At 45.6% G+C, this 20,119-nt stretch carries 18 protein-coding genes, 1 tRNA gene and 1 pseudogene; 12 read left to right on the top strand and 8 right to left on the bottom strand.

The window, feature by feature from the left end; genetic code table 11:
- Positions 1 to 25: 25 nt before the first annotated feature.
- The 4 genes from hpsJ-A to rfbB form a co-directional block, all read right to left on the bottom strand.
- A complete protein-coding gene (gene hpsJ-A, locus QUA78_RS15725; RefSeq protein WP_333303843.1) occupies positions 26 to 703 on the bottom strand; it encodes an HpsJ-like protein, cyanoexosortase A-associated in 678 nt (225 codons plus the stop codon).
- A gap of 179 nt (positions 704 to 882) precedes the next feature.
- Complete coding sequence (locus QUA78_RS15720; protein WP_333303842.1) at positions 883 to 1,551, bottom strand: cyanoexosortase A system-associated protein; 669 nt, start codon at positions 1,549 to 1,551, stop codon at positions 883 to 885.
- A complete protein-coding gene (gene crtA / locus QUA78_RS15715) occupies positions 1,551 to 2,402 on the bottom strand; it encodes a cyanoexosortase A (protein ID WP_333303841.1) in 852 nt (283 codons plus the stop codon). Before crtA ends, QUA78_RS15720 begins: the two co-directional genes overlap by 1 nt.
- Positions 2,403 to 2,792: 390 nt before the next feature.
- Entirely contained in the window at positions 2,793 to 3,899 is a 1,107-nt protein-coding gene (gene rfbB, locus QUA78_RS15710; RefSeq protein WP_333303840.1) for a dTDP-glucose 4,6-dehydratase, read from the bottom strand.
- Positions 3,900 to 4,716: 817 nt separating this feature from the next.
- Here rfbB and QUA78_RS15705 point away from each other — a divergent pair.
- From QUA78_RS15705 to QUA78_RS15695, 3 genes are all read left to right on the top strand, one after another.
- Positions 4,717 to 5,262: a hypothetical protein gene (locus QUA78_RS15705; protein WP_333303839.1), complete on the top strand. Its 546-nt coding sequence runs from the start codon at positions 4,717 to 4,719 to the stop codon at positions 5,260 to 5,262.
- A gap of 592 nt (positions 5,263 to 5,854) precedes the next feature.
- Entirely contained in the window at positions 5,855 to 6,460 is a 606-nt protein-coding gene (locus QUA78_RS15700) for a DUF1517 domain-containing protein (RefSeq protein ID WP_333303837.1), read from the top strand.
- Positions 6,461 to 6,766: 306 nt separating this feature from the next.
- Entirely contained in the window at positions 6,767 to 7,657 is an 891-nt protein-coding gene (locus QUA78_RS15695) for a hypothetical protein (protein ID WP_333303836.1), read from the top strand.
- 97 nt (positions 7,658 to 7,754) lie between these two features.
- Here the strand turns inward: QUA78_RS15695 and QUA78_RS15690 are convergent, their stop codons facing one another.
- From QUA78_RS15690 to QUA78_RS15680, 3 genes are all read right to left on the bottom strand, one after another.
- Positions 7,755 to 8,132 (bottom strand): transcriptional regulator, encoded by a 378-nt coding sequence (locus QUA78_RS15690; RefSeq protein ID WP_333303835.1) that lies wholly within the window; start codon positions 8,130 to 8,132, stop codon positions 7,755 to 7,757.
- Positions 8,133 to 8,146: 14 nt separating this feature from the next.
- On the bottom strand, positions 8,147 to 8,440 hold the full coding sequence (locus tag QUA78_RS15685; RefSeq protein WP_333303834.1) for a type II toxin-antitoxin system HigB family toxin: 294 nt from the start codon (positions 8,438 to 8,440) through the stop codon (positions 8,147 to 8,149).
- Positions 8,441 to 8,694: 254 nt separating this feature from the next.
- Positions 8,695 to 10,065 (bottom strand): hypothetical protein, encoded by a 1,371-nt coding sequence (locus QUA78_RS15680; RefSeq protein WP_333303832.1) that lies wholly within the window; start codon positions 10,063 to 10,065, stop codon positions 8,695 to 8,697.
- Between the two features lie 153 nt (positions 10,066 to 10,218).
- Here QUA78_RS15680 and QUA78_RS15675 point away from each other — a divergent pair, with 153 nt between their 5' ends.
- The 4 genes and pseudogenes from QUA78_RS15675 (at position 10,219) to QUA78_RS15660 (ending at position 13,769) form a co-directional block, all read left to right on the top strand.
- Positions 10,219 to 11,082: a Uma2 family endonuclease gene (locus QUA78_RS15675; protein ID WP_333303831.1), complete on the top strand. Its 864-nt coding sequence runs from the start codon at positions 10,219 to 10,221 to the stop codon at positions 11,080 to 11,082.
- Positions 11,083 to 11,094: 12 nt separating this feature from the next.
- Positions 11,095 to 11,319, top strand: a complete 225-nt coding sequence (locus QUA78_RS15670) for a DUF3370 family protein (protein ID WP_333303829.1) — start codon at positions 11,095 to 11,097, stop codon at positions 11,317 to 11,319.
- 144 nt (positions 11,320 to 11,463) lie between these two features.
- Positions 11,464 to 12,669 (top strand): annotated as a pseudogene (locus QUA78_RS15665) (DUF3370 domain-containing protein).
- A gap of 77 nt (positions 12,670 to 12,746) precedes the next feature.
- The gene (locus QUA78_RS15660; RefSeq protein WP_333303827.1) at positions 12,747 to 13,769 is read left to right on the top strand and encodes an S-layer homology domain-containing protein; all 1,023 of its coding nucleotides are present in this window, start codon (positions 12,747 to 12,749) and stop codon (positions 13,767 to 13,769) included.
- A 97-nt stretch (positions 13,770 to 13,866) separates the two neighbouring features.
- Here QUA78_RS15660 and QUA78_RS15655 read toward each other — a convergent pair whose 3' ends face one another.
- Positions 13,867 to 15,447, bottom strand: a complete 1,581-nt coding sequence (locus QUA78_RS15655; protein WP_333303826.1) for a peptidoglycan-binding protein — start codon at positions 15,445 to 15,447, stop codon at positions 13,867 to 13,869.
- Positions 15,448 to 15,581: 134 nt separating this feature from the next.
- Between QUA78_RS15655 and alr the strand changes: the two genes are divergently transcribed.
- From alr to QUA78_RS15630, 5 genes are all read left to right on the top strand, one after another.
- Entirely contained in the window at positions 15,582 to 16,784 is a 1,203-nt protein-coding gene (alr, locus tag QUA78_RS15650) for an alanine racemase (protein ID WP_333303825.1), read from the top strand.
- A gap of 361 nt (positions 16,785 to 17,145) precedes the next feature.
- Complete coding sequence (locus tag QUA78_RS15645; protein WP_333303824.1) at positions 17,146 to 17,994, top strand: mechanosensitive ion channel family protein; 849 nt, start codon at positions 17,146 to 17,148, stop codon at positions 17,992 to 17,994.
- A 47-nt stretch (positions 17,995 to 18,041) separates the two neighbouring features.
- Positions 18,042 to 19,169 carry a patatin-like phospholipase family protein gene (locus QUA78_RS15640; RefSeq protein WP_333303822.1) on the top strand — a complete coding sequence of 376 codons (1,128 nt, stop codon included), beginning with the start codon at positions 18,042 to 18,044 and terminating at the stop codon, positions 19,167 to 19,169.
- A 153-nt stretch (positions 19,170 to 19,322) separates the two neighbouring features.
- Positions 19,323 to 19,411 (top strand) — tRNA-Ser (locus tag QUA78_RS15635).
- 219 nt (positions 19,412 to 19,630) lie between these two features.
- A partial coding sequence (locus QUA78_RS15630; protein WP_333398895.1) for a DUF6932 family protein occupies positions 19,631 to 20,119 on the top strand: 489 nt, incomplete at its 3' end.

Raw genomic sequence — 20,119 nt, 5'->3', positions numbered from 1 at the left:
TGATATAACTCAAAACTCAAAACTACTACCGAGCCCAATCAGTACCGCGCCACAGCGTAAAAAACAAAACACTAGAAATCAGCGCGCCCAGCAGCCACTTAACAGCATTTTTAAATAACCCCAAGCGCTGACTTGACTGAACCGCAGCGCTTTGCGTCTGTAACCGTTCCTTAGCCGGAGTAATTCTCGAAAGAATTTGCTCCTTCAATTGCTGCGGGTTTTGCGCATCCGCTTGTACCCCCAAACGGGTAAGTTCCCCCGCCAAATTCCTTAAATCTTCAGGAGTACCCTTATTCAGCCGTTCTTCCACCTGCTGCAACTGAGCTAATTGTTGGTTTGCTTGAGTAGTAATTTGCTGGTTGTTTTGGTTGTTGACGTAGATAGTACCAAAAATTCCCAAAGGCAGCATCAACAGAAAAACCAGACCTAGCAGCAGACAAACCCAAGACAAAACCTTCAAAAAAAGGTCTTCCAAACCTCTGCGATCGTACCCTTCTCCAAAAAATATCAGCGCCATTGCCAGTAGAGGAACTGGCACCCGTTCCACTACAGCCCCAATCGTCTGCAATTCCCAGAGGCGATTGCCAAAATTTGCTGGTATAAGAACTGCAATCGTATCTAATACAGACAGAATTAATAGACCGTAGCCAATCCAACGCAGCCTGTAGATAGAAAAACCTTGCTCGCCTTGTACGTCATTCATAAAATAATCAGAATTGTTGTTAAGAAAAATCTCTCTTGACCCCGCCCAAAAACGGATACCGTGCCACGTACTCCTGTCGTGGAGAGTCAAAAATTTTAGACTCTTGTTCAAGCTTCCAGATTCACCTGTGGAGTAAATCTAAAATCTAAAAGCTAAAAGCTAAAATCGACTGACTCGACTCAAGGCTCGGGAAATCGCGGCTGCCACCACCCATACCAAGAAACCCAAGCATTCTCTAGAATTTTTTTGGCATCTTCTGGAGTTGTTTTATCCAAAGGCACAGACATCTGAGTCCACAAACAGCGCCTGTCTTGAATATTTCCCTTACCCAACAGCCAAAACAGAATACGGTTTGGCTGCCAATCGCGAGTATTTCGATTATATCTAAACTGTTGGGAAGTTACTGTAGCACCGCCGCTAGGATTGATACACGAACTCAAATACAGTCGATTTGGCTGTTGCAAAATTCCGTGAAACCCCGCGCCTTTAGTGTTTACTAATGCTAGTTTACCAGGAGACGACTTGAGAACAGTATGTCCTTTCATCATACCTTCCACATCCCCAATGGTGTTTACCGCATAGCGCATCTCTATTTCTAGAGCCATGCTATTTTTTTGATATTCATATTTCCTGGCAGCTTTGAATTCTGAATTGTCGCTAAGTTTCAGCGGCGCGCTCTTCTGCATTTTCCAATCGGCTAGAGGCACCGACTCTGGAAACTCAAACGGGGTTGCCAGATTCTTGTTGGCAGATGGATAGAAAAATAATTTTCCGGCAACCAACAAAACCCCTCCCAAAGTAATAGCCAACAGGGAAAGCCTAACTGGTTTCCAAGAGGTAATAGCCATTAGCAATTCTGTTCTTCCTTATTTTGGGGTTGATCTTTCAAAATAGCAAACCAGCAGAATAACCCGAAAATAGATACAGCAATCATCGAAAAGATTACCGAACCATTTCCTTCGTGCCAGTATTTAAATGCTTGGGGTTGAGATAGCGATACCAGCACTGCCATGAGAGCAACTCGCCCTGCATTCACTACAAATGCAATAATTATTGCCACGATTGGCACTACAATTTTCTGCCCCGTAGTTGTAGGAAACATCAGCAAGAAAACCAGAGCCATTCCTAACAATTGTAGCATCGCATTCACCCCCGAACAGCCGTGATAAACATCCACGCTGCCCGTTTCCAGGATTAGACGAACCCCTTTACGCACCACTTCAAAGCCTAGATAGTGGAGGAGAAAAGCTGAAAATTTTGCTGTTAATAGGGCAACATCAACGAAGACTCCGATCAATCCGGGAGGAATAGCTGTATAGGCAAGAATTAGAAGTTCCTGCCAATATTGTTTCAGTCCTTTTGTTCCCGAAGCCAGCAATGCGAGACTGATTCCCGACAAAAAAGGGGTTGCTCTGATAAAAAAGTCGTATCCAGATATGGACGAACTTTTGAGCAATATTAAAGCAATTAACGATGACCCAAAGAAGCTGGCGAAAACTCCGCTTTCAAAAGTTAAGGATTCGTGCCTTTCCCAAATGAGAAATGCTACGACTCCCCAAAACAGTAACATTGTACCGAAGAGGTCAGTGTCGTTTGTTCGGGAAGTCAGAGTTAGGTGCAGGGCAATCAAACCGGAGGCGATGCCTAACAGCCAGTATTTAGGTTCTTGGACGTGCTTGAGCCAGTTGATTTCGGTCATTGCTACTTTCTGTTTTTAGTAAAAGCTTCTAAAACGCTTTCTCAATCTGGTAACTCTATACAAATTATCCGCCACAAACACTTGAATTTATGCCTTTGGGATGATTGTTAAGTAAATCTTTACAAAAGTTGACAAAAGTGAATGTTTGTGATATTTACCTCCACCTAATTAAATCTGAAGTTAGGCGCTCATACCAAAGAAAGCGGGTTTTTTTACTCTGATCGATCGCACTCCACGAAAGATTTTCCTCCGTCAAACCCAGTTTCTGCGCCAGGAGTTTAAATGTAAAGCTTGAAGGCAAGACAAAAACCTTTCGGGACGCACTCTTGAGCTTGAAAACCGGGTTTTTACCCGTTCCCGTTTCTCGCGGCCAGTGCGTCCAGGAGTAGATTAATTAGAGTAGACTTTCCGGTAGTAAGTTTGATATTCCTCGGAAAGCAGGGGTTCCCACCACTCGCGATGGGCTAAGTACCATTCCACAGTTTGTCGCAAACCTTCTTCAACTGTTACTGAGGGAGTCCAACCTAACTCTGTTTTAATTTTGCTGGCATCAATAGCATAACGCCGATCGTGCCCCGCTCTGTCTTTGACAAATGCGATCAATTGTTCGCAAGGACGGGCGGGTAAATCCTCAGCTAATTCGTCCATTAGCTGGCACAGCATTTTTACTAAATCGAGATTTTTTACCTCGTTGTTGCCGCCAACATTGTAAGTTTCCCCAGGCTGGCCGCGGTGGATAACGACATCTAAAGCGCGGCAGTGGTCGAGAACGTAGAGCCAATCTCGCACGTTTTGACCGTCGCCGTAAACTGGCAGCGGTTTACCTAATAACATATTGATGCACATTAATGGAATGAGCTTTTCTGGGAAGTGATAGGGGCCGTAATTGTTGGAACAGTTGGTGATAATTGTGGGGACGCCGTAGGTGTGGAAATAGGCGCGGGCGAGGTGGTCGCTGCCAGCTTTGGAGGCTGAGTAGGGACTGTTGGGCGAGTAGGCAGTTGTTTCTGTGAAGGCTGGGTCATCGGGGCCGAGACTGCCGTAAACTTCGTCGGTAGAAACGTGGAGAAAGCGCATTTCTGCTTTGAGAGAGGGCTCATCAATTGCTTCAAAATGCTTGCGGAAGGCTTCTAAAAGTGTGAAGGTTCCGACAACGTTTGTTTGAACAAAGGCTGCGGGCCCGATAATTGACCTGTCAACGTGGGATTCTGCGGCAAAGTGGGCGACTGTGGTGATGTTTTCTTCTTTGAGCAAGGTATCGACTAGGCTACGATCGCAAATATCCCCCTGCACAAACCGAAAATTTTCTCCTCCTTCCAAAGTTGCCAGGGTTTGTCTGTTTCCGGCGTAGGTTAAAGCGTCGAGCACGACTACTCGATCGCCCGGATAGCTGCTGCACCAGTGATGTACAAAATTCGAGCCGATAAATCCAGCCCCGCCCGTCACCAACAATCGGCGAGGGACTCGCTCAATGCCTTGATTCCCGCTGTCTGTCATAAAAATAAGAGTTTTTCCAATAACTAAGCCTTTTCAAAAGTAGCCTTAAAAGTAGTTTGTCACCAAGTGTTTGCGGCTCTGTAACTAAATTTTCTACGGTCTCACCTCAGATTTTCTAATTTGGGCGCGATCGCGCATATTGGTTCACAATACTTCAAATTATTCCGTCCTGTTAGTCAAAACGCTTACAGAGCAACCATTGCAGATTTTCAAACGGACAATTTTAAATTTGAATTGCGTCAGGCTATAGTTGAAATTTGCGATCGATCCGCGATATGGGCGGCGCGCAGAGTTGATACATTTGTAAAGAGCTGTTACCATTAATTTTTTAATTGTCCTTTACAATCTCCAGAACACCGTCAACGACCCAGGTCTAAAGACACACGCTTGCTTCTAGCCTCAGACTTAAACCACAGTTGACCAGACTAAGTGCCTTGCACTACGTTAACGGTAAGAGTTTAAAGACCTACCAAGGGATGCGAAGCTAGTTCCTTGCTCTAGAAATTTAGGATTAAACAGATTTATTGGGTTAAGTCAGTGTCCTAGATATAGTACCGGCCGTTAACATTGTCGAAGCTAACATTACCCCGAAAGGGAGGCTCCGCAAGGATCAAACATTATGCGCTCGCGGGGTTGCCAAATTAGACATGGTAATTGTCAAGGGTGAAAGTACATCACATTCATTACACCGAATTAAGCAATCCCCGTGTAATGGAAAGATTCAAGGCGGTTGAAACCGCCGAGCTGTTTCCCACGAGCAGGCTAAAGCCGCGCTCGTTTCCCAGTTGCTCGTTTCCCACTTACCGAATTTTTTTTTATGAAGAAGTTTCAAGTGTTAGCTGGCATTGCTTCCGTCGTCGCGATCGCAAGCAGCATCGCCATAGGTGACGCTGCATCTGCTTTCCCCTGTTCCTACAGGAACTCTGGGGGGGATAAATCTGGTTCGGGGCCAACGATCCTGGGTTCCGGCGGTTCGGATGGAATGAATCCGTGGAAATCCTACAAAAAAGCAGCTCTCGGTTTCCTAGGTTTGGCTGGAGTTTTGGGTGGCGGTGCGGCTTACATGAGCTACCGTGCCGGCCAGCGCGCTTCTGCTGCTTGCGCTGCGATGACCGATAATTTTGAAGTTTTTGAAGAGCCGATCGATCCGATCGCAGATGCAGCCGTTCGCGAACACCTGGAAGTTCCGGCGTTGCTCGATTTGGCGGCGGCGGGTGCTGTAGCTGAGTCAGCAGATGCGGTTGCAGCCGTTCGCGAACACCCAGAAGCTCCGGGCGGCGAGCTGGATTTGCCAGTTTCGCCAGTTGCCGAGTTGAGTTCTGAAATTGCGATCGAACAAGTCCAAAGCGCGATCGTCAAATAGTTATTTCAAACCAAAGTATTCGGTCAACGCACCTCCACTCTTGCAAGATTGGAGGTTTTTTGAATTAAATTTATCCACCGACAATTTCCTGTGATATCAATTCCGGTTGTATCGGAATTAATTTTACCCGAAATCAGGACACGGCAGTGCCGTGTCCCTACAATCGATCGCGGTAGGGAAACGGCACTGCCTTTTCCTCTATCTCATTCCGGCGCAGCCGGAATTCATATGATTGCGATCGCGAAGCACTGCAAACAATTGACAAATGAATCGATAGCACACAATATCATATACCGGCAAAGCAAAGGAGTGCCGAATTAAGATCAATTTTAAAAAGTCTTGCTACAAATATCAAATTTTTACCAATTATTATTAAAAATCGCAGATACCCGTCAGGAAACGGGAGTGCCGTTTCCCTACTGTATTTGATCGGATTGAAAAATGCTATAAAATTAGATGACTCAAAGCGAGACAGTACGCTGCGGAGGCGATCGCCAGAAATACTCTTCATATCAATCTGAGGGTAGACGGCAAAAGTTCAAATCGCCTGCTACGGTGGGAAATATAGCCCTACAGATTAAAACTATAGGTTATGAATGCTTGGCGCGATCGATTCAATCAATTTACAGGTAAAACTCGACTGGCAGTTTGCCGGGTGTTCGTTCACCTAACAGGCGAAGAAGTTGCACCGCTGTTAGGAGTTCTCAACCGCACCGCCAGACAAGCAATTGATGCCGATGGCGACCTAGAAGTTTTAGGAGAAGGTCTTGTAGAAATTTGCAATCACCTGTTGCAGTACGACAACTACTGGCAAGCAGCAGCCAATGAAGGCGATGTTTTTTGGAATGAAGGCGAAGCCGGCGATTATGTGGATGAACTTTTCACTGATTCAGCCGAGCGCTATCTCAGCGAGCCTCAATACAGCACATCTGTTTACGATAAAAATTCCCCCTTGTCTTTGCCGGTAACTAGAAATGTCGTAGTGATGCTGACAGTTGCTTATGAAGGCGAAGTTCCTGCCCTAGAAACTGACCTAGCTGACATCAGCGCGCTGAAAGTCGGTTTAAAAGCAATGATTAATTTAAATTACCAGCAAAAACTCCGAGCTGTGCAAGTTCACTTTTCTCCCGCACAGTTGGGTGACGAACTTACTAACGACCAAGTGTTGGTCAATTTCCCCGAACTCATTCCCCTTTAAAAACTAGAAAAATTCCAACGATCGATCTAAGCGGCGAAGAGAATTCGCTCCGACAAAAACGATGTCCGCTCCAAGCGGACGATCGGAAAAGTGGGAAAATAACAAAGGTTTGCAGTGAGGAGGGAATTCCTCAAGCTGGGAATAAATAAGAACTCAAGTCCTGACTGCAAGCTGGATTAGCGATAGAATGTAAATCGAGTCGTTGATAATTACCCATTACCTTGATTCAGAACACGCAATTCACAGAACCCGAGCTAGAAGTTGTTTGCTTCTTCCTTTTTCCTTGCTAATTACCAATTACTATTTATGATGCTGCGAAAACTGACAATTTATTTAATGGCTTTAACTTTGTTTTGGACGGCAACCGCCTGCGGTTCTCCTACCCCACAACTTCCTGCCAATCCTGCTGCAAATAGTAATGTTAACACGGTGCGTCCTGCTGCTGCAAACAATAACTTGGCTCAAGGTCAATATCCCGTACAGCAAGCTACCTACGACGATGCGAATGGTGAATACAGTTTGATGTTGCTGAATACTCCCGCCGGCAGTCCCCCAGTTTACCGCACTACGGATTTGCAAATGGCTCGCTTAACGGATGAAGAAATATCGGCAGGCAAGAAAAGTTATCTAAATGTGAATAACAATCAAGCGGTTTTGCATTTGACAGAAGATTTTAAAATTGAGTACGTTCACAACGTGACGGAAACTGTCAATAACCCTCAAACCGGTCAGCCCCAAACCGTAGTAGTGAGACAGCAATCTGGCTTCTGGGCGCCGTTTGCTGGGGCTATAGCCGGTCAGGCGATCGGCAGTTTGTTATTTAGACCGCAATATTATATGCCGCCAGTCTATCAGCCGGGAATTATGACAGGATATGGCGGGTATGGCAATACTTACAGCCAAGCTGTTAACCAATATCAAACTCGCTACCGAACCCCGCCTCCTGAGGTGAGAAACCGTCAAGTTTTAAGGACTACCGGCCGCCTGCGATCGCCCACATCTAACCAGCCAGTAAGACCCTCAGTACGTCCAAATGCCAATAATCGATCGACCGGTTCGGGTTACGGCGGCAGCACTTTGAGGCGATCGCCCAACTCAACTTCCCCGCAGCAAAGGCGGAGTCCGAGTTTTGGTAGCGGCAGGAGTTCTCGTCAACCGAGTCGGAGCGGCTCTTTCGGGAGTGGCAGAAGGCGTTAAGAATGTAGGGTGCGTCGCCCTCGAATATCTGCGCCTTAGTGGGAAGTTTCCTGCAGCGACGCACCCTACAACTACCAAGGTCGATCGAGTTATATTGTTACGCGGGGATTTTTACCGACTTATAGGGTTGGATGAGAATTTCAGCGGGAATCCCCAGTTCTTGATTCAACTTCCGAATCATCTCCAATGTCAAGGAACGTTTACGAGATAAAACCTCGGATACTCTAGCCCGACTACCGAGACATGATTCTAAATCGCGACGAGACCATCCGCGAGTTTCCATGTAATAATAAATCGCTTCGATCGGATCGGGGATTGCGATCGGAATGTGTTTCTTCTCGTAGGCTTCCACTAAGGTACTGAGTACATCTAATCGAGCGTACTTAGGAGTGTTTGGGGCTGCATTAAACACTAACTCGATTTCTCGAAGGGCTTCCTGATAGTCGGTTTCATTTCTAATTGGGCGCAATTCCATACATCCACCTCTATTTAGACTATTTCTGCATCTACTTTGTCATACTCGGCATGAGTGCCAATAAATCGGATGAAAATAATACCAAGGTCATAACGAATTGCCACAATCAGCCGATAGCTGTTGCCTTTAATATTGAAAACGACACGGTTGTTGGCAATGATGCTGGCATTACGATGAGCAGTTTTCACATCGACCGGACTCTGCCAGTCGGCGTGAGATGCTTCGTAGTACCAAGTTTTCAGTGCTTCTTCGGTATCTGGATGAGATTCCCAGAAGTCTCGTAGGGTGCTGCGGAACAAAATACGCATAGCATCTATAATAGCGCGATCGCATTTTGCTCATTAGAAGGTAAAGTTTTCAATCTGGCGCTCGCGCAGCTTGGCGAGTTTGTGTGGCAATTTCAATGAGAGAACGGGTGGGAATTTGAGAAATAGTCATAAGATTTAAAGTAATTTAATTGGTGCTACGATTCTATGATATAGATTTGATTTGGCCTCTGCATCATAATCGATCACCTTTCGGCGCTGGGTGTGCATGAGCGTTGTTAGGCTGTGCCTTCATTTTATATAGCTATACAAGCTCTTTGAAATTCCCTCAGCCTTTCTTCAAAATCGTATATATAGAAAACCCAATTTTCAATATCACTATAAGAGTACTGAGAACTTCCAGATGCTAATTCAACATCAAAGATATTTTCATCTCCAAGAATAACTGGAGGCAACTTTAAATCTTGACTCATCAAAAATAGTGAATTGAGGCATGGCTCATGCTTACCAAAAATACCTCGGTTGACGTAATTCCTTCTGCCAATCTCTAATAAATTTTTTAAACGAGGCACTAGGGGTCCATCTAATATATTATTCTCCAAGCTTCTCATCTCATGGATAACCATTTCCTGTAAATCTGCAATGGGAGGTAAACCAGCAGATTCAATTGTCTTTTCAAGCCAATCGAGAACAGTCGAGAAATCTGTTTTTGGCGCATACTCTGATAAAACAAAAAAGGCAAAACCTCTATCCTGCATAGCTATCATTTGAGAGGCCCTTTCAGTAGTAATCTCTTGAATTTCTACTGGAAGGTGTTTTTCTTGAAATTCTTGAGATATTTTTAGTTGACCAAATACCTGAGAGGGAAGATTAAGACATAGAGATGATAATGCTGATGACAGTTCGTAAGCCAAGCTAATATTATTAATACTCATAAAATTAGCCAAGCAGTGGGTGGCAACAGAATAAACAGTTAGCGATGGATTGTATACTCTCTCCAAACAAGCCTGTTCAAATAGCTTTGATTCTACCAAAAATTCATCTGCACTTAACTGAGTTTTTAATAAAGGCAAAATATATGAAAACTCAACTTGTAGCTCAGCAGCCGTAGCAATTGTTTCCATCAAAGAAACAACAGATATAGGAACTCGTTTGATAAAAACGTTGTCAAAGTTACTAAATCTTGTGCTTATAAACGGGCGATCTGAGCGTGGTCTACCATCACTACCATATTGAAGCCCAAAAGAATACTTATATCTCCAAGGTCTTTTAGTCCAATCACTGACAATAGCTGGACCATCTACTTGGTAGTAATCTGCAAAATGGTTGCGTGAAACTTCTGAAAAAAGTTGTATTACTCGCCACAACTCATCCTCTTTTTGACTTTCAAAAGCGTTAAATGCGTTGTAAATAGTAACAAGGTTATTTTGTCCCCATAGAGTACTTGTATGATCTAACCAATGAGTTATTTCATGAACAAATACTTTATAAATTTTTTTTAAAAGATATGAATCTTTAGGGTTTTGTCTAAAATTTATAAGATGTTGTGACTCCACCGAATTAGCAACGACAGTCTGGGTCAAGAACTCATATTTTCCATCTGCCGTCAGATTTGGGAATCCATGCCAATTGCTTAATATTTTCTGGATCGTTTGACCTATTTGCATTTCGATAACTATGATAAAGCTTTAGACTTGTGTTAGTGATAGAAAAATAGCTTGTCAGACAGTATTCAGACATTATAAAGCAAAGCTCCTCAATTTACGATCGCTATGCTCTAATTAATAAAGCATCTGTCCTTTCACCATCGGATAGCTGACATGACCAAAAGCCTCAACCCCACAACATTACCCCCCGCTTTTCCAGATCACACGCAACTCCCAGACTCCGACGGCACGTTTGTGAAAAATTTCCAAGAACATCCCCAGAGTATCCTACTCACCGACTCCCTGGAAACTACACTGCAAACCCTCCACCCGGACGGACAATATGCGATCGGGCAAGATTGTGGCATCTACTGGCGCGAAACCGACCCTCCAGAAAAGGGAGCCGAAGCGCCTGACTGGTTCTACGTTCCCAACGTTCCGCCCCTAATAGATGGGGAAATTCGCCGCTCTTACGTGATTTGGCGCGAGTATATTGTGCCATTGATTGCGATCGAATTTGCTAGTGGTAATGGCTCAGAAGAACGAAACAATACTCCCTTATCTCGCTTACCAGAAGGTGTCAACCAGAAACCAGGAAAGTTTTGGGTATACGAGCAGATTATTCACATTCCTTACTATGCGATATACATCATTAAAACGAGCGAATTGGAAGTCTATAACTGGGTGAATACTCGTTATCGCCGTTTGCAACCGAACGATCGCGGGCATTATCCGATCGACCTGATGGGAGTAGAGTTAGGTGTGTGGGAAGGTAGCTATCAAAATCAGCATCAGCGATGGTTGCGTTGGTGGGATAATCAGGGGAATTTGTTGTTAACTGGTAGCGAACAAGCTAAACTAGAACGCCTCCATACCGAACAGGAACGCCAACGCGCTGACGCTGAGCGAGAGCGAGCAGATCGCGCAGAACAAACCCAACGGGATGCGATTCCCCAACTGCTGGCAATGGGTTTAACCGTAGAGCAAGTGGCTCAGGCGCTGTCGCTGTCGGTCGAAGATGTACAGAGATTGGGTTGACAGTTAACTTTCATGATTCAGAAACCAAATCTCTTTTCTCGAATTGCTGGTATTTCTACGATCGTCCTTTGTGCAGTCGGCGGATTGTTGTACGTCAAAAAACCCGTACAATCTATTCCCGCAAAACCAGCACCAGAGGAAATTGTACTAGATGCCGAAGTGCGCGAGCTCCCCGGACAACTCGACAACATCCCCCTCTTCAACAGCGACAGTCCCGAATGGGTCAATCGATTTTAGATTTTAGATTTTAGATTTTAGATTGACCCCACGGATAAATGCGGGGGCTTGAGGATTTTCGATTTTCGATTTGGGATTGATTCCACGGATAAATCACGTGGCGGGTACCACCTTTGAAATTCGCTTGTCAAAAAAGAAGGCATTTTGCTCTCAACCTTTCCCCCAGACGGCAAAAAAGTCCCCGCAGCTCACCTGAACTTTGCCTTTCAAGGGCAATTCAACCTGTTTGATCACCACTTTTCTCACACTCCGCAGAATTTTAGAACTTTGTATATCGGCGCTTTGCTCTACAATCCCAGCTCCGAACCCGTGACGGTGGAAGTGTTACAGGCAGCCAGTTACCTGATGGAACCAGACGCACCGTTCAAACAAAAACCAGCACTAAGTGAGAGTCCCAACGGCGAAGTATATTCCGGCCCTGGGATTCGCGCTGTCGATAACGTTTTGCGGGGAATGCGGCAGCCGGATTTTCCCGCAAAACTGCTCATTGCACCGGGAGAAACCGCATTGTTGATGAATCGCCCTATTCCCGTGCGGGGTCTGGAAAAGCCGATAAATGGTCGTTCTACCTTTGTGCGGCTCAAAAGTAGCGGCAAGGTTTATGCCGCTACTTTGGCAATGTATGCACCTCAAAATGCTGATGGGGGCGATCCTCTTCGAGGGCTGCGCCAACGCGCGCCAACTCTGGAAGAATGGCAGCAATTGCTGAATAATGGCGGTTTGGCAGGCCCCCGCGACAAAACCCCGACTCCCCCCGACGCGACTTCGGGAAGCATGATTTACGGTCGCGTGGCAGGGGTGCAGCAAGGTTCTTGATGGGAAGCGGAATTAGTCGATCGCGATGCTAAAAATCTGGCAATTCCCCAGACTGGAAAAGCGATATCCTATGCGATCTCTACCTTGCGCGGGGGCACTTTGGGAACCCAACAAGTGCAAGCCGGAAAAATGCTGGCGCGCTATCCCGACACCGTTTACGAAGCCCACGGCAATTACGGCGTACACTACAATCTGAGTCTGCCACTGCATAACACGGCACAGAAACCGCAAACGGTAGCGGTGAGTTTGGAAACGCCTTTAAAAGAAGATCGACTCTCAACAAATGGATTGCGATTTCGCCAACCTCCCCTAGATTTTCCCTATTTTCGAGGTACTGTGCGGCTGCGCTACCAAGATGATGGAGGTTACGATGTAACTCGCTACGTGCATTTGTGGCACCGTGTCGGTCAAGTTGTGGAACCGATGGTAAAGTTGAGGTTAGCTGCGACAGAAACGCGATCGGTAAAAGTTGATTTTATTTATCCTCCCGATTCCACGCCGCCGCAGGTATTGAGAGTGAGAACTTTGGAATAGTTGATTTAGCCTTCTCTGTTTCTCCCAGACCCAAAAAATATGTGATTTAATTTCTACATTGGTATGTAGGTGACAATATGTCTTCTTCACAACCCCCGTCAGGGGAAAGAAATCCTCTAGGATTGGATGAATTGATTGCGATCTTGGTTGCCTTCGGCACGATGGGAGCAATTTTATTTTGGGTAACAGGTAAAAATCCCGATCGATTGAATGCCAAAAATTGGCAATTTCCAGCCGTTTTCTCTCAACCTGCTGTCACGCCCGCGAGCCCGGGAATATTAACGCCTGCGCCGCCGAATTCGGATTTGCGATCGCCCGCTACAACCCTGGTTCCCTCAGAACCGGATGTCGCACCTGTGGCACCTTTAGGGCCGATTTTACCGGCAACTCCTCCGGTGGGGGCGATCGTCGTTGTTCCTCCCAAGCCAATTGTGCGATCGACTCCCGCTCCAGCAATTACCAAACCGAAAGCGGCTAAACCCAAAGTTGGACCCGTTATATTATCCGATGTTCCAGACAAATATTGGGCGCGTCCGTTCATTGTAGCTTTAGTCGATCGGAAAATTTTTGCTGATTCCACGGACAACAAATTTCGTCCCGACGAACCGATAACACGAGCCGAACTAGCGCGGTTAATTCAGCGAATGTCCGGCGACAAAGAAGCGATCCGAAAACCGATTGATTTTAAAGACGTAAAAGACAAGAGTCCTGCCGCTACTGCGATCGACCACACTGTCAAAACTGGATATCTTAAAGGATACCCAAACAATGAGTTCCGTCCCGAAAAACAGATTCCGCGTGTCGAAGTGATCGCAGCTTTAGCGAGCGGTTTAAACCTGAAACCATCAACAAAAGCAACCAAAACTTTACAAGTTTATACAGACAGGGCAAAAGTGCCGAAATGGGCAGTTAACAAAGTAGCGTCAGCCACAGAAGCTGGCATTGTTGTCAACCACCCGAAGCGCACACTTTTGGAGCCTAATAGAATAGCAACTCGCGCTGAAGTAGCAGCCATGATTTACCAAGCTATGGCCAAAAAAGGTCAAGTACCTGCTAAGTCTTCAGAGTATGTTGTGAAGCCTATAAAGTTGTCCAAATAATATTTTTGGGGCGGGCTACGAGCAACGCCCCACAATAAGATTTCATCGTTATTGTTTGTAGTAAGGACTGAAGCCTTCTCACTACGAACCAGCTAGATTAATCTTGAAACACCATAATGCTGCCCGAATAGCAAGCTACCCAAACCTGATTAGTTTCGGGATCGTAAGTAATTCCGATCGGACTTGAATTAACCTTCACTGTTTGCACCACTTTCATATCGCTCGTCCTAACTTTGCTAACAGTATTCGAGAAATAGTTGACTACATAAAGCAGTTTGCCTTCATCAGAAATAGTCATACTGCGAGGGGCTTTTCCAGTCGAAACTTTGTCCACCACTTTACCAGTTTTTAGGTCAATTTTTGCCACATTTCCTTCACCGTTTAAAGTGGTATAAAGATAATTTCCGTTGGGGTCGATCGTCAAATGACGCGGCGCATTGCCAATATTTCTCAGCCATTCTACCGAAAAGTCTATGAGATTCACTTTCGCAATATCCGAAGAACCCATGATGGCAACATAGGCATTTTTTGAGTCAGGAGTGACAACAATACCCCGAGGATATGCACCCAGTTTCACCCGCTCGATTTCGAGATTTTTATTGATATCAACAACGCTCAAATCCCAACTGCACCAATTGCTCGCGAGCGCGAAGCGATTGTCAGGTGAAACAGCATTGAATTTCGGAACTGCACCTACAGGAATTACCTTTTCTATTTTCAAAGTTTGGGTATTGATGCGGTACAGGAAACTTTGATCGTGTTTTGCCGCTGGAGAACACCTGTCGCTGCCGGGATTGCTAAACCCCGAACCGTACATTTTGTAGTTGGATACATAGGCATATTTGCCGTCTGTTGAAAAAGCTGCTTCTACGGGAGAGCCTTGATAATTTCCTTTAAATTTAGAAAAGCCGAACTTCGACAAGTTTACTGTATCGGGAATAGTCTTGACTAATTTAAAGTTCCTGTCGTAAACTGTGATTGTGTGGCGGTACATCATGTTTTGAGCAAAAAACAAACCCGAACCCGAATAAACTATTGATTTTGGTGATATATTGCCGTAAATTGTTTTTTTCCAGGTCATTTTTCCGAGAGTGTTGTCGGGAGGATTTACTAGGCTTTGGGGTTGTGATTCAGTTTCTCTATTTTCGGGAGTTTCTGTTTTAAATGGCGGCAAAGAGGGATCTTGAAATAGAGGTTCTTGGGGCTGATTTTGATTTGTATCTTCGGGTTGGTTAGTGTTTTCTGTGGCGGTAGGAGATGGCGAAGGTCGATCGACATTTGGCGAGATTTTTTCCGCAGCTTCCATGCTGGCGCTTTCCGGCTTATCTTTCAGCACTGACAAGGTTTTAGGGCCGACAATTCCGTCAACTTTCAGGTTGTTGTCTGCTTGAAACTTTTTCACAGCAGCGCGGGTGAGAGAACCGTAAAATCCTGTAGTCTTACCGCTAAAATATCCTGCTGCTTGCAGACTTTTCTGTAGTTTGGCTACTTCTGGGCCTGAATCGCCTTTTTTGATGGCGAGTGCGGGATTGACTAAATTTAAAATTGTGAGAGCGATCGTAAAGAAAAGTAAAGGAGTTGAGGCTAAATTCAGGTGCCTTTTTGAGTTGGTCGATCGAGTTTGACCCGCAGCCGTTTCCCAAGTTTCAGCTAAATGTAGGTAGGCCAGTCCGTCCATAGTTTTTACCGGGTATTTTTGGTGCTATGATACACCAGTTAACTTTCATGAAAGAGAGAATCTTATTATAATCAAACTTAGGGTAAAATCTCCAAGCAGTTTTTAATGGTGCAAGCAAGTAGGAGCGATCGACAATGTGGAGTAGGGAACAAACAACCGCAGAATCAACGACAAAAGAATCCCGCCAGACGGTGCTGGGGGACGGTGACGGGGGACTTTGCCAGCGGGCTTGGGTAGAAATGGATTTAGCAGCTTTAACTCACAATGTAAAAGAGCTTAAAAATCTCTTATCTCCTCACACAGAACTGATGGCAGTTGTGAAAGCGGATGCTTACGGACACGGTGCTGTTGCAGTCAGTCAAATAGCATTGCAAGCAGGTGCTAGTTGGCTGGGAGTGGCGACAATTCCCGAAGGCATAGAATTGCGAGAAGCTGGGATAGAAGCGCCGATTTTGCTGTTGGGGGCAACCCATACACCGGAACAGGTAAAGGCGATCGCCCAATGGCACTTGCAGCCCACTATTTGTACTGCCAAACAAGCCTTAATTTTTTCGGAAGTTCTGGTCGGTCTTAACCAATCTTTGCCAGTTCACGCTAAGTTAGATACGGGAATGTCTCGCTTGGGTACGCCCTGGCAAGAAGCAACAGAATTTGTGCAATTAGTCAAGCGGTTGCCAAATTTAAAATTAGCCAGCATTTACTCTCACTTGGCGACAGCAGACAGTCCCGATCCCGCAGTTATGAGAGAGCAGCACCAGCGGTTTAAACGGGCGATCGAGCAAATTAAAATAGCAGGAATTACCCCCCCTCGCCTCCACTTGGCAAACTCTGCTGCTGCCCTCGCTGACCCGGATTTGCACTACGATTTAGTACGAGTCGGTTTAGCTACCTACGGTCTATATCCAGCTCCTCACTTGCAGTCGATCGCCAATTTGAAGCCCGCAATGCAGGTAAAAGCTAGGGTAACGCAGGTGAAAACAATTGAAGCAGGAACAGGCGTCAGTTACGGCTATCAATTTATAGCTCAGCGGCAGACACAGATTGCCGTAATTGGTATCGGCTATGCAGATGGTATTCCGCGCAATCTTTCTAATAAAATGCAGGTTTTAGTCAGGGGTAAATTCGTGCGACAAGTGGGCGCGGTGACGATGGATCAGTTAATGCTGGATGTAACCGATATTCCCAATTTAGAAGTCGGCGAAGTGGTGACGCTGTTGGGCAAAGATGGGGAATATCAAATTACTGCTGACGATTGGGCAGTAATTTTAGGAACTATTTCGTGGGAAATTCTCTGCGGTTTTAAACACCGATTGCCCCGCGTAGCAGTAAACTATTAACAGTAGTCCGGCAGGGGTTTACACCCTTGCCTCATCGCTAAAGTGGGTTTAAACTGAGATGTTGCGTCATTGTCAAGAACGGGCAAGATGCCCGTTCCACAAAAAGTAGATTTTCTTGTGGGTGGGCATCCTGCCCGCCCATAAAAAGCTTATTGGAAATGGTGCAACCTATGAGTTAAAACCGACTCAAGATTTGGAGCGAGAAAGTCATCGATTTTAGTCCTATTTAAGAGGACTTTGGCTATGATACAGGGGTTTTGAACCCCTGTCGGTCTCGGAATGAGCGAGAAGACTGAGACTGGGTTTAGCAACCAATTACCAATTACTAATTACACTTACCAATTACCAATCTAAAATTAACATGACAGCCATCAGCAGAGTTCTACCAATAGCCGAAACCTTGTATTCCCAGCTAAATGCAGAAAGAACACAAGCCTTGGAAGTAGCCCAAGAATTCTCGAAAAAATTCGTAGAATTGGGGTTTAAAATTGTACCTCAACTGCTGTGGGCGATCGGCATTTTGTTAATTACGCGATTTGCGATCGGCTTTGCGGGCCGCGTGACTCGCCGAGCACTGAGTCGCACCGAAGCCACACTGCGGAAATTCTTAGTTCAAGCTGCTGAAATTACGATTTTGGTAGTGGGAGTAGTCGCCGCTTTGAGTCAGTTGGGAATTCAAACTACCAGTGTGGTTGCGGTGGTGGGTGCAGCGGGTTTGGCGATCGGTTTGGCGTGGCAAAATACTTTGTCGCACTTTGCTGCTGGGGTAATGTTGATTAGTTTGCGGCCCTTTGAAGTCGGTGATGCGATCGAAGCTGGGGATGTTAAGGGAGTGGTGGACAGCATCGGGATTTTTTCAACAACCGTGGTGACAGACGATCGCATAAAAATTATTGTCCCGAACAATCAGTTGTTTAACGGTACATTGAAAAATACAACGACAATGGGAACGAGGCGAGTAGACTTGAAAATTGATATTGGCGATCGACCGATCCGTCCGACAGTGGCTGAGTTATTAGAAATTGCCCACTCTCACCCCCTGGTTTTGGAGAATCCGCCCCCGACTTGTTTGGTAGCCGAGATTACTCCAGACACAACTATTTTATCTCTCCGGCCTTGGTGCGCGTCGGTGGCCTACGAACAAGTGCGATCGCAAGTTCAAGAACACGTCAAAGAAGCCATGAATGCCCACAAAAATCAAGAACAATAGATATCAATCTAAAATCTAAAATCCCAACTCTATCCGAGGTATTTCCCATGAGCAAGTGGTATCCGCAGCAAATTTTGCAAGAACCAGGTGTCAGGATCACCGCCACCGAGAAACAAACAATTCTCAGCAAATTTCCGCCTCCCGACGAAACCGGTGAAATCTATGCCGACGGAGTTTTTGAAGGCGGCGGCGTGCGCGGAGTTGCGTTTTTAGGAGCACTCAGATGCTGCAGCGATTTGGGCATCCGCTGGCGAAAACTGGCAGGCACTTCTGCCGGTGCAATTACCGCCGCAGTATTGGCAACCGACTTGTCAATTGATGATTTAGAGGAAATTTTAGGTCAGCTCGATTACAGCATATTTTTAACTCAAAAAAACAGTCCTCTAATTTTAAATGGTGACCCCGCCGACGACTTGCAATCCCCAGCTTGGACGCTGCTTTTCCTAACAGTTAGCCGTCAGATGGGAGAATATTCGGCGCAGCCGTTCCGGCAGTGGCTGGAAGCAATGCTCGGTCGAGGTAACTTGCACACTTTTGCCGATGTCAAACAAATCGTAAAAGACCGGGAATTAAAAGTAGTAATATCCAACCTCAGTCGGGGTGAAATGTTGGTACTGCCCGACGACTTGCGACGGCAGGAATCTGCCGATTCCGATGCTTTATACCAGCAGTTGCGACTCGCAAATCCCGAAGATTTTAGCGTAGCTGAAGCTGTGCGGTTGTCGATGAGTATTCCCCTATTTTTTGAACCGGGAAAACTGGGCGATGACTTAATTGTAGATGGCGGAATTCTGAGCAATTTCCCCCTGTGGATTTATGACAAACAATCCGTCGGTTCGACTCCCGCTATGCCCCGCTGGTTTACCTTTGGGTTTCGATTGGTCGATACCGGCATTGAGACTAAAGTTAAGATTGATACTCCCCTGTCGATGCTGGCGGCGATGTTCAGAACGATGATGAAAGCAAGAGACCGCTATCACCAGCGGGAAATGGATAAAGGCAGGGTGATTAATATTGATGTGACTGAAGCTGGGGTGACGACGACGGATTTTAATCTCGATGCCGATCGCAAGGCTAACCTGTACCGCTTGGGGTATTTGTATACTAAGAGGTTCTTTTTGAGTTCCAATTTTAGTTGGGAAAAGCACTTGAAAGCTAGGGGCTTTGGGGAGTAGGTTTCGAGTTTTGAGTTGGGCCAGAGGGGGAGAGCGGGGAAAATCTGCGTTTTGCCTGTGGCGAAAAGTATACAGGCTAAGGGATTGAGGAATTTTTGAATTAGGGGTTGGCAAAAAGAGGATGTGTGTGCTATAGTTAGTTACTGTCATCTTGGAGAGGTGGCTGAGTGGTCGAAAGCGGCAGATTGCTAATCTGTTAAGGGTGTTAACATCCTTCGAGGGTTCAAATCCCTCCCTCTCCGTTCTATTTAATCATTTATCGAGAAAGGTTTTTGGATTCATCATATCCTTAAAAGTTGCGTTTTCCGCTCATCTTTTGCTCACTCTTCGCGATCGGTAGCGCCACCTCAGTCTGCCGTGATCGTCAATGAAGCTATCGCTGCGATCGCAATTTTCCCAACCACGATCGCAATATGGTACGCTCAAGAGCCGGATATTCATCTGTGTTAAGGTGTGAGGAAGTGATTCCAGAATTCGATGAAAACGGCAACTTACCCCCAGGAGTACATTTTTGCGAATGGGAAGAATTTGTAGAACGATTTGGAAGCAACGAGCTGAGGTTGCGTTTAATGCGCGGACTGCGAATGGCAATGGAGCAACTCAAAGCAGGTGGTTGTCGGACAATTTATATCAACGGCAGCTTTGTTACCATTAAGCCAGACCCAGGAGATTTTGATGCTTGTTGGGATAGCGAGGATGTCGATTACGATTATCTCCGAAAAAATGCCCCTAGATTACTAAATCATTTGGATCGTAGCGCACAGAAATCCAAATATAAAGGTGAAATTTTTCGTTCAGATCAACCTGTAGGAGATTACGGCTTAACTTCTATACAATTCTTTCAACGTGACAGACAGTTAAATCCTAAGGGTTTTAGAGTGTTCCAACGAAAAAATGATCCAAAATTTCACTCACTTCGACAAAAGATTTCAACGAACCATTTAGTCAAA

This window comes from Microcoleus sp. K4-B3 (assembly GCF_036704615.1).
In the GTDB taxonomy this organism is placed as follows: Bacteria; Cyanobacteriota; Cyanobacteriia; order Cyanobacteriales; family Microcoleaceae; genus Microcoleus.
This window is presented reverse-complemented; position numbering and strand designations above follow the sequence as displayed.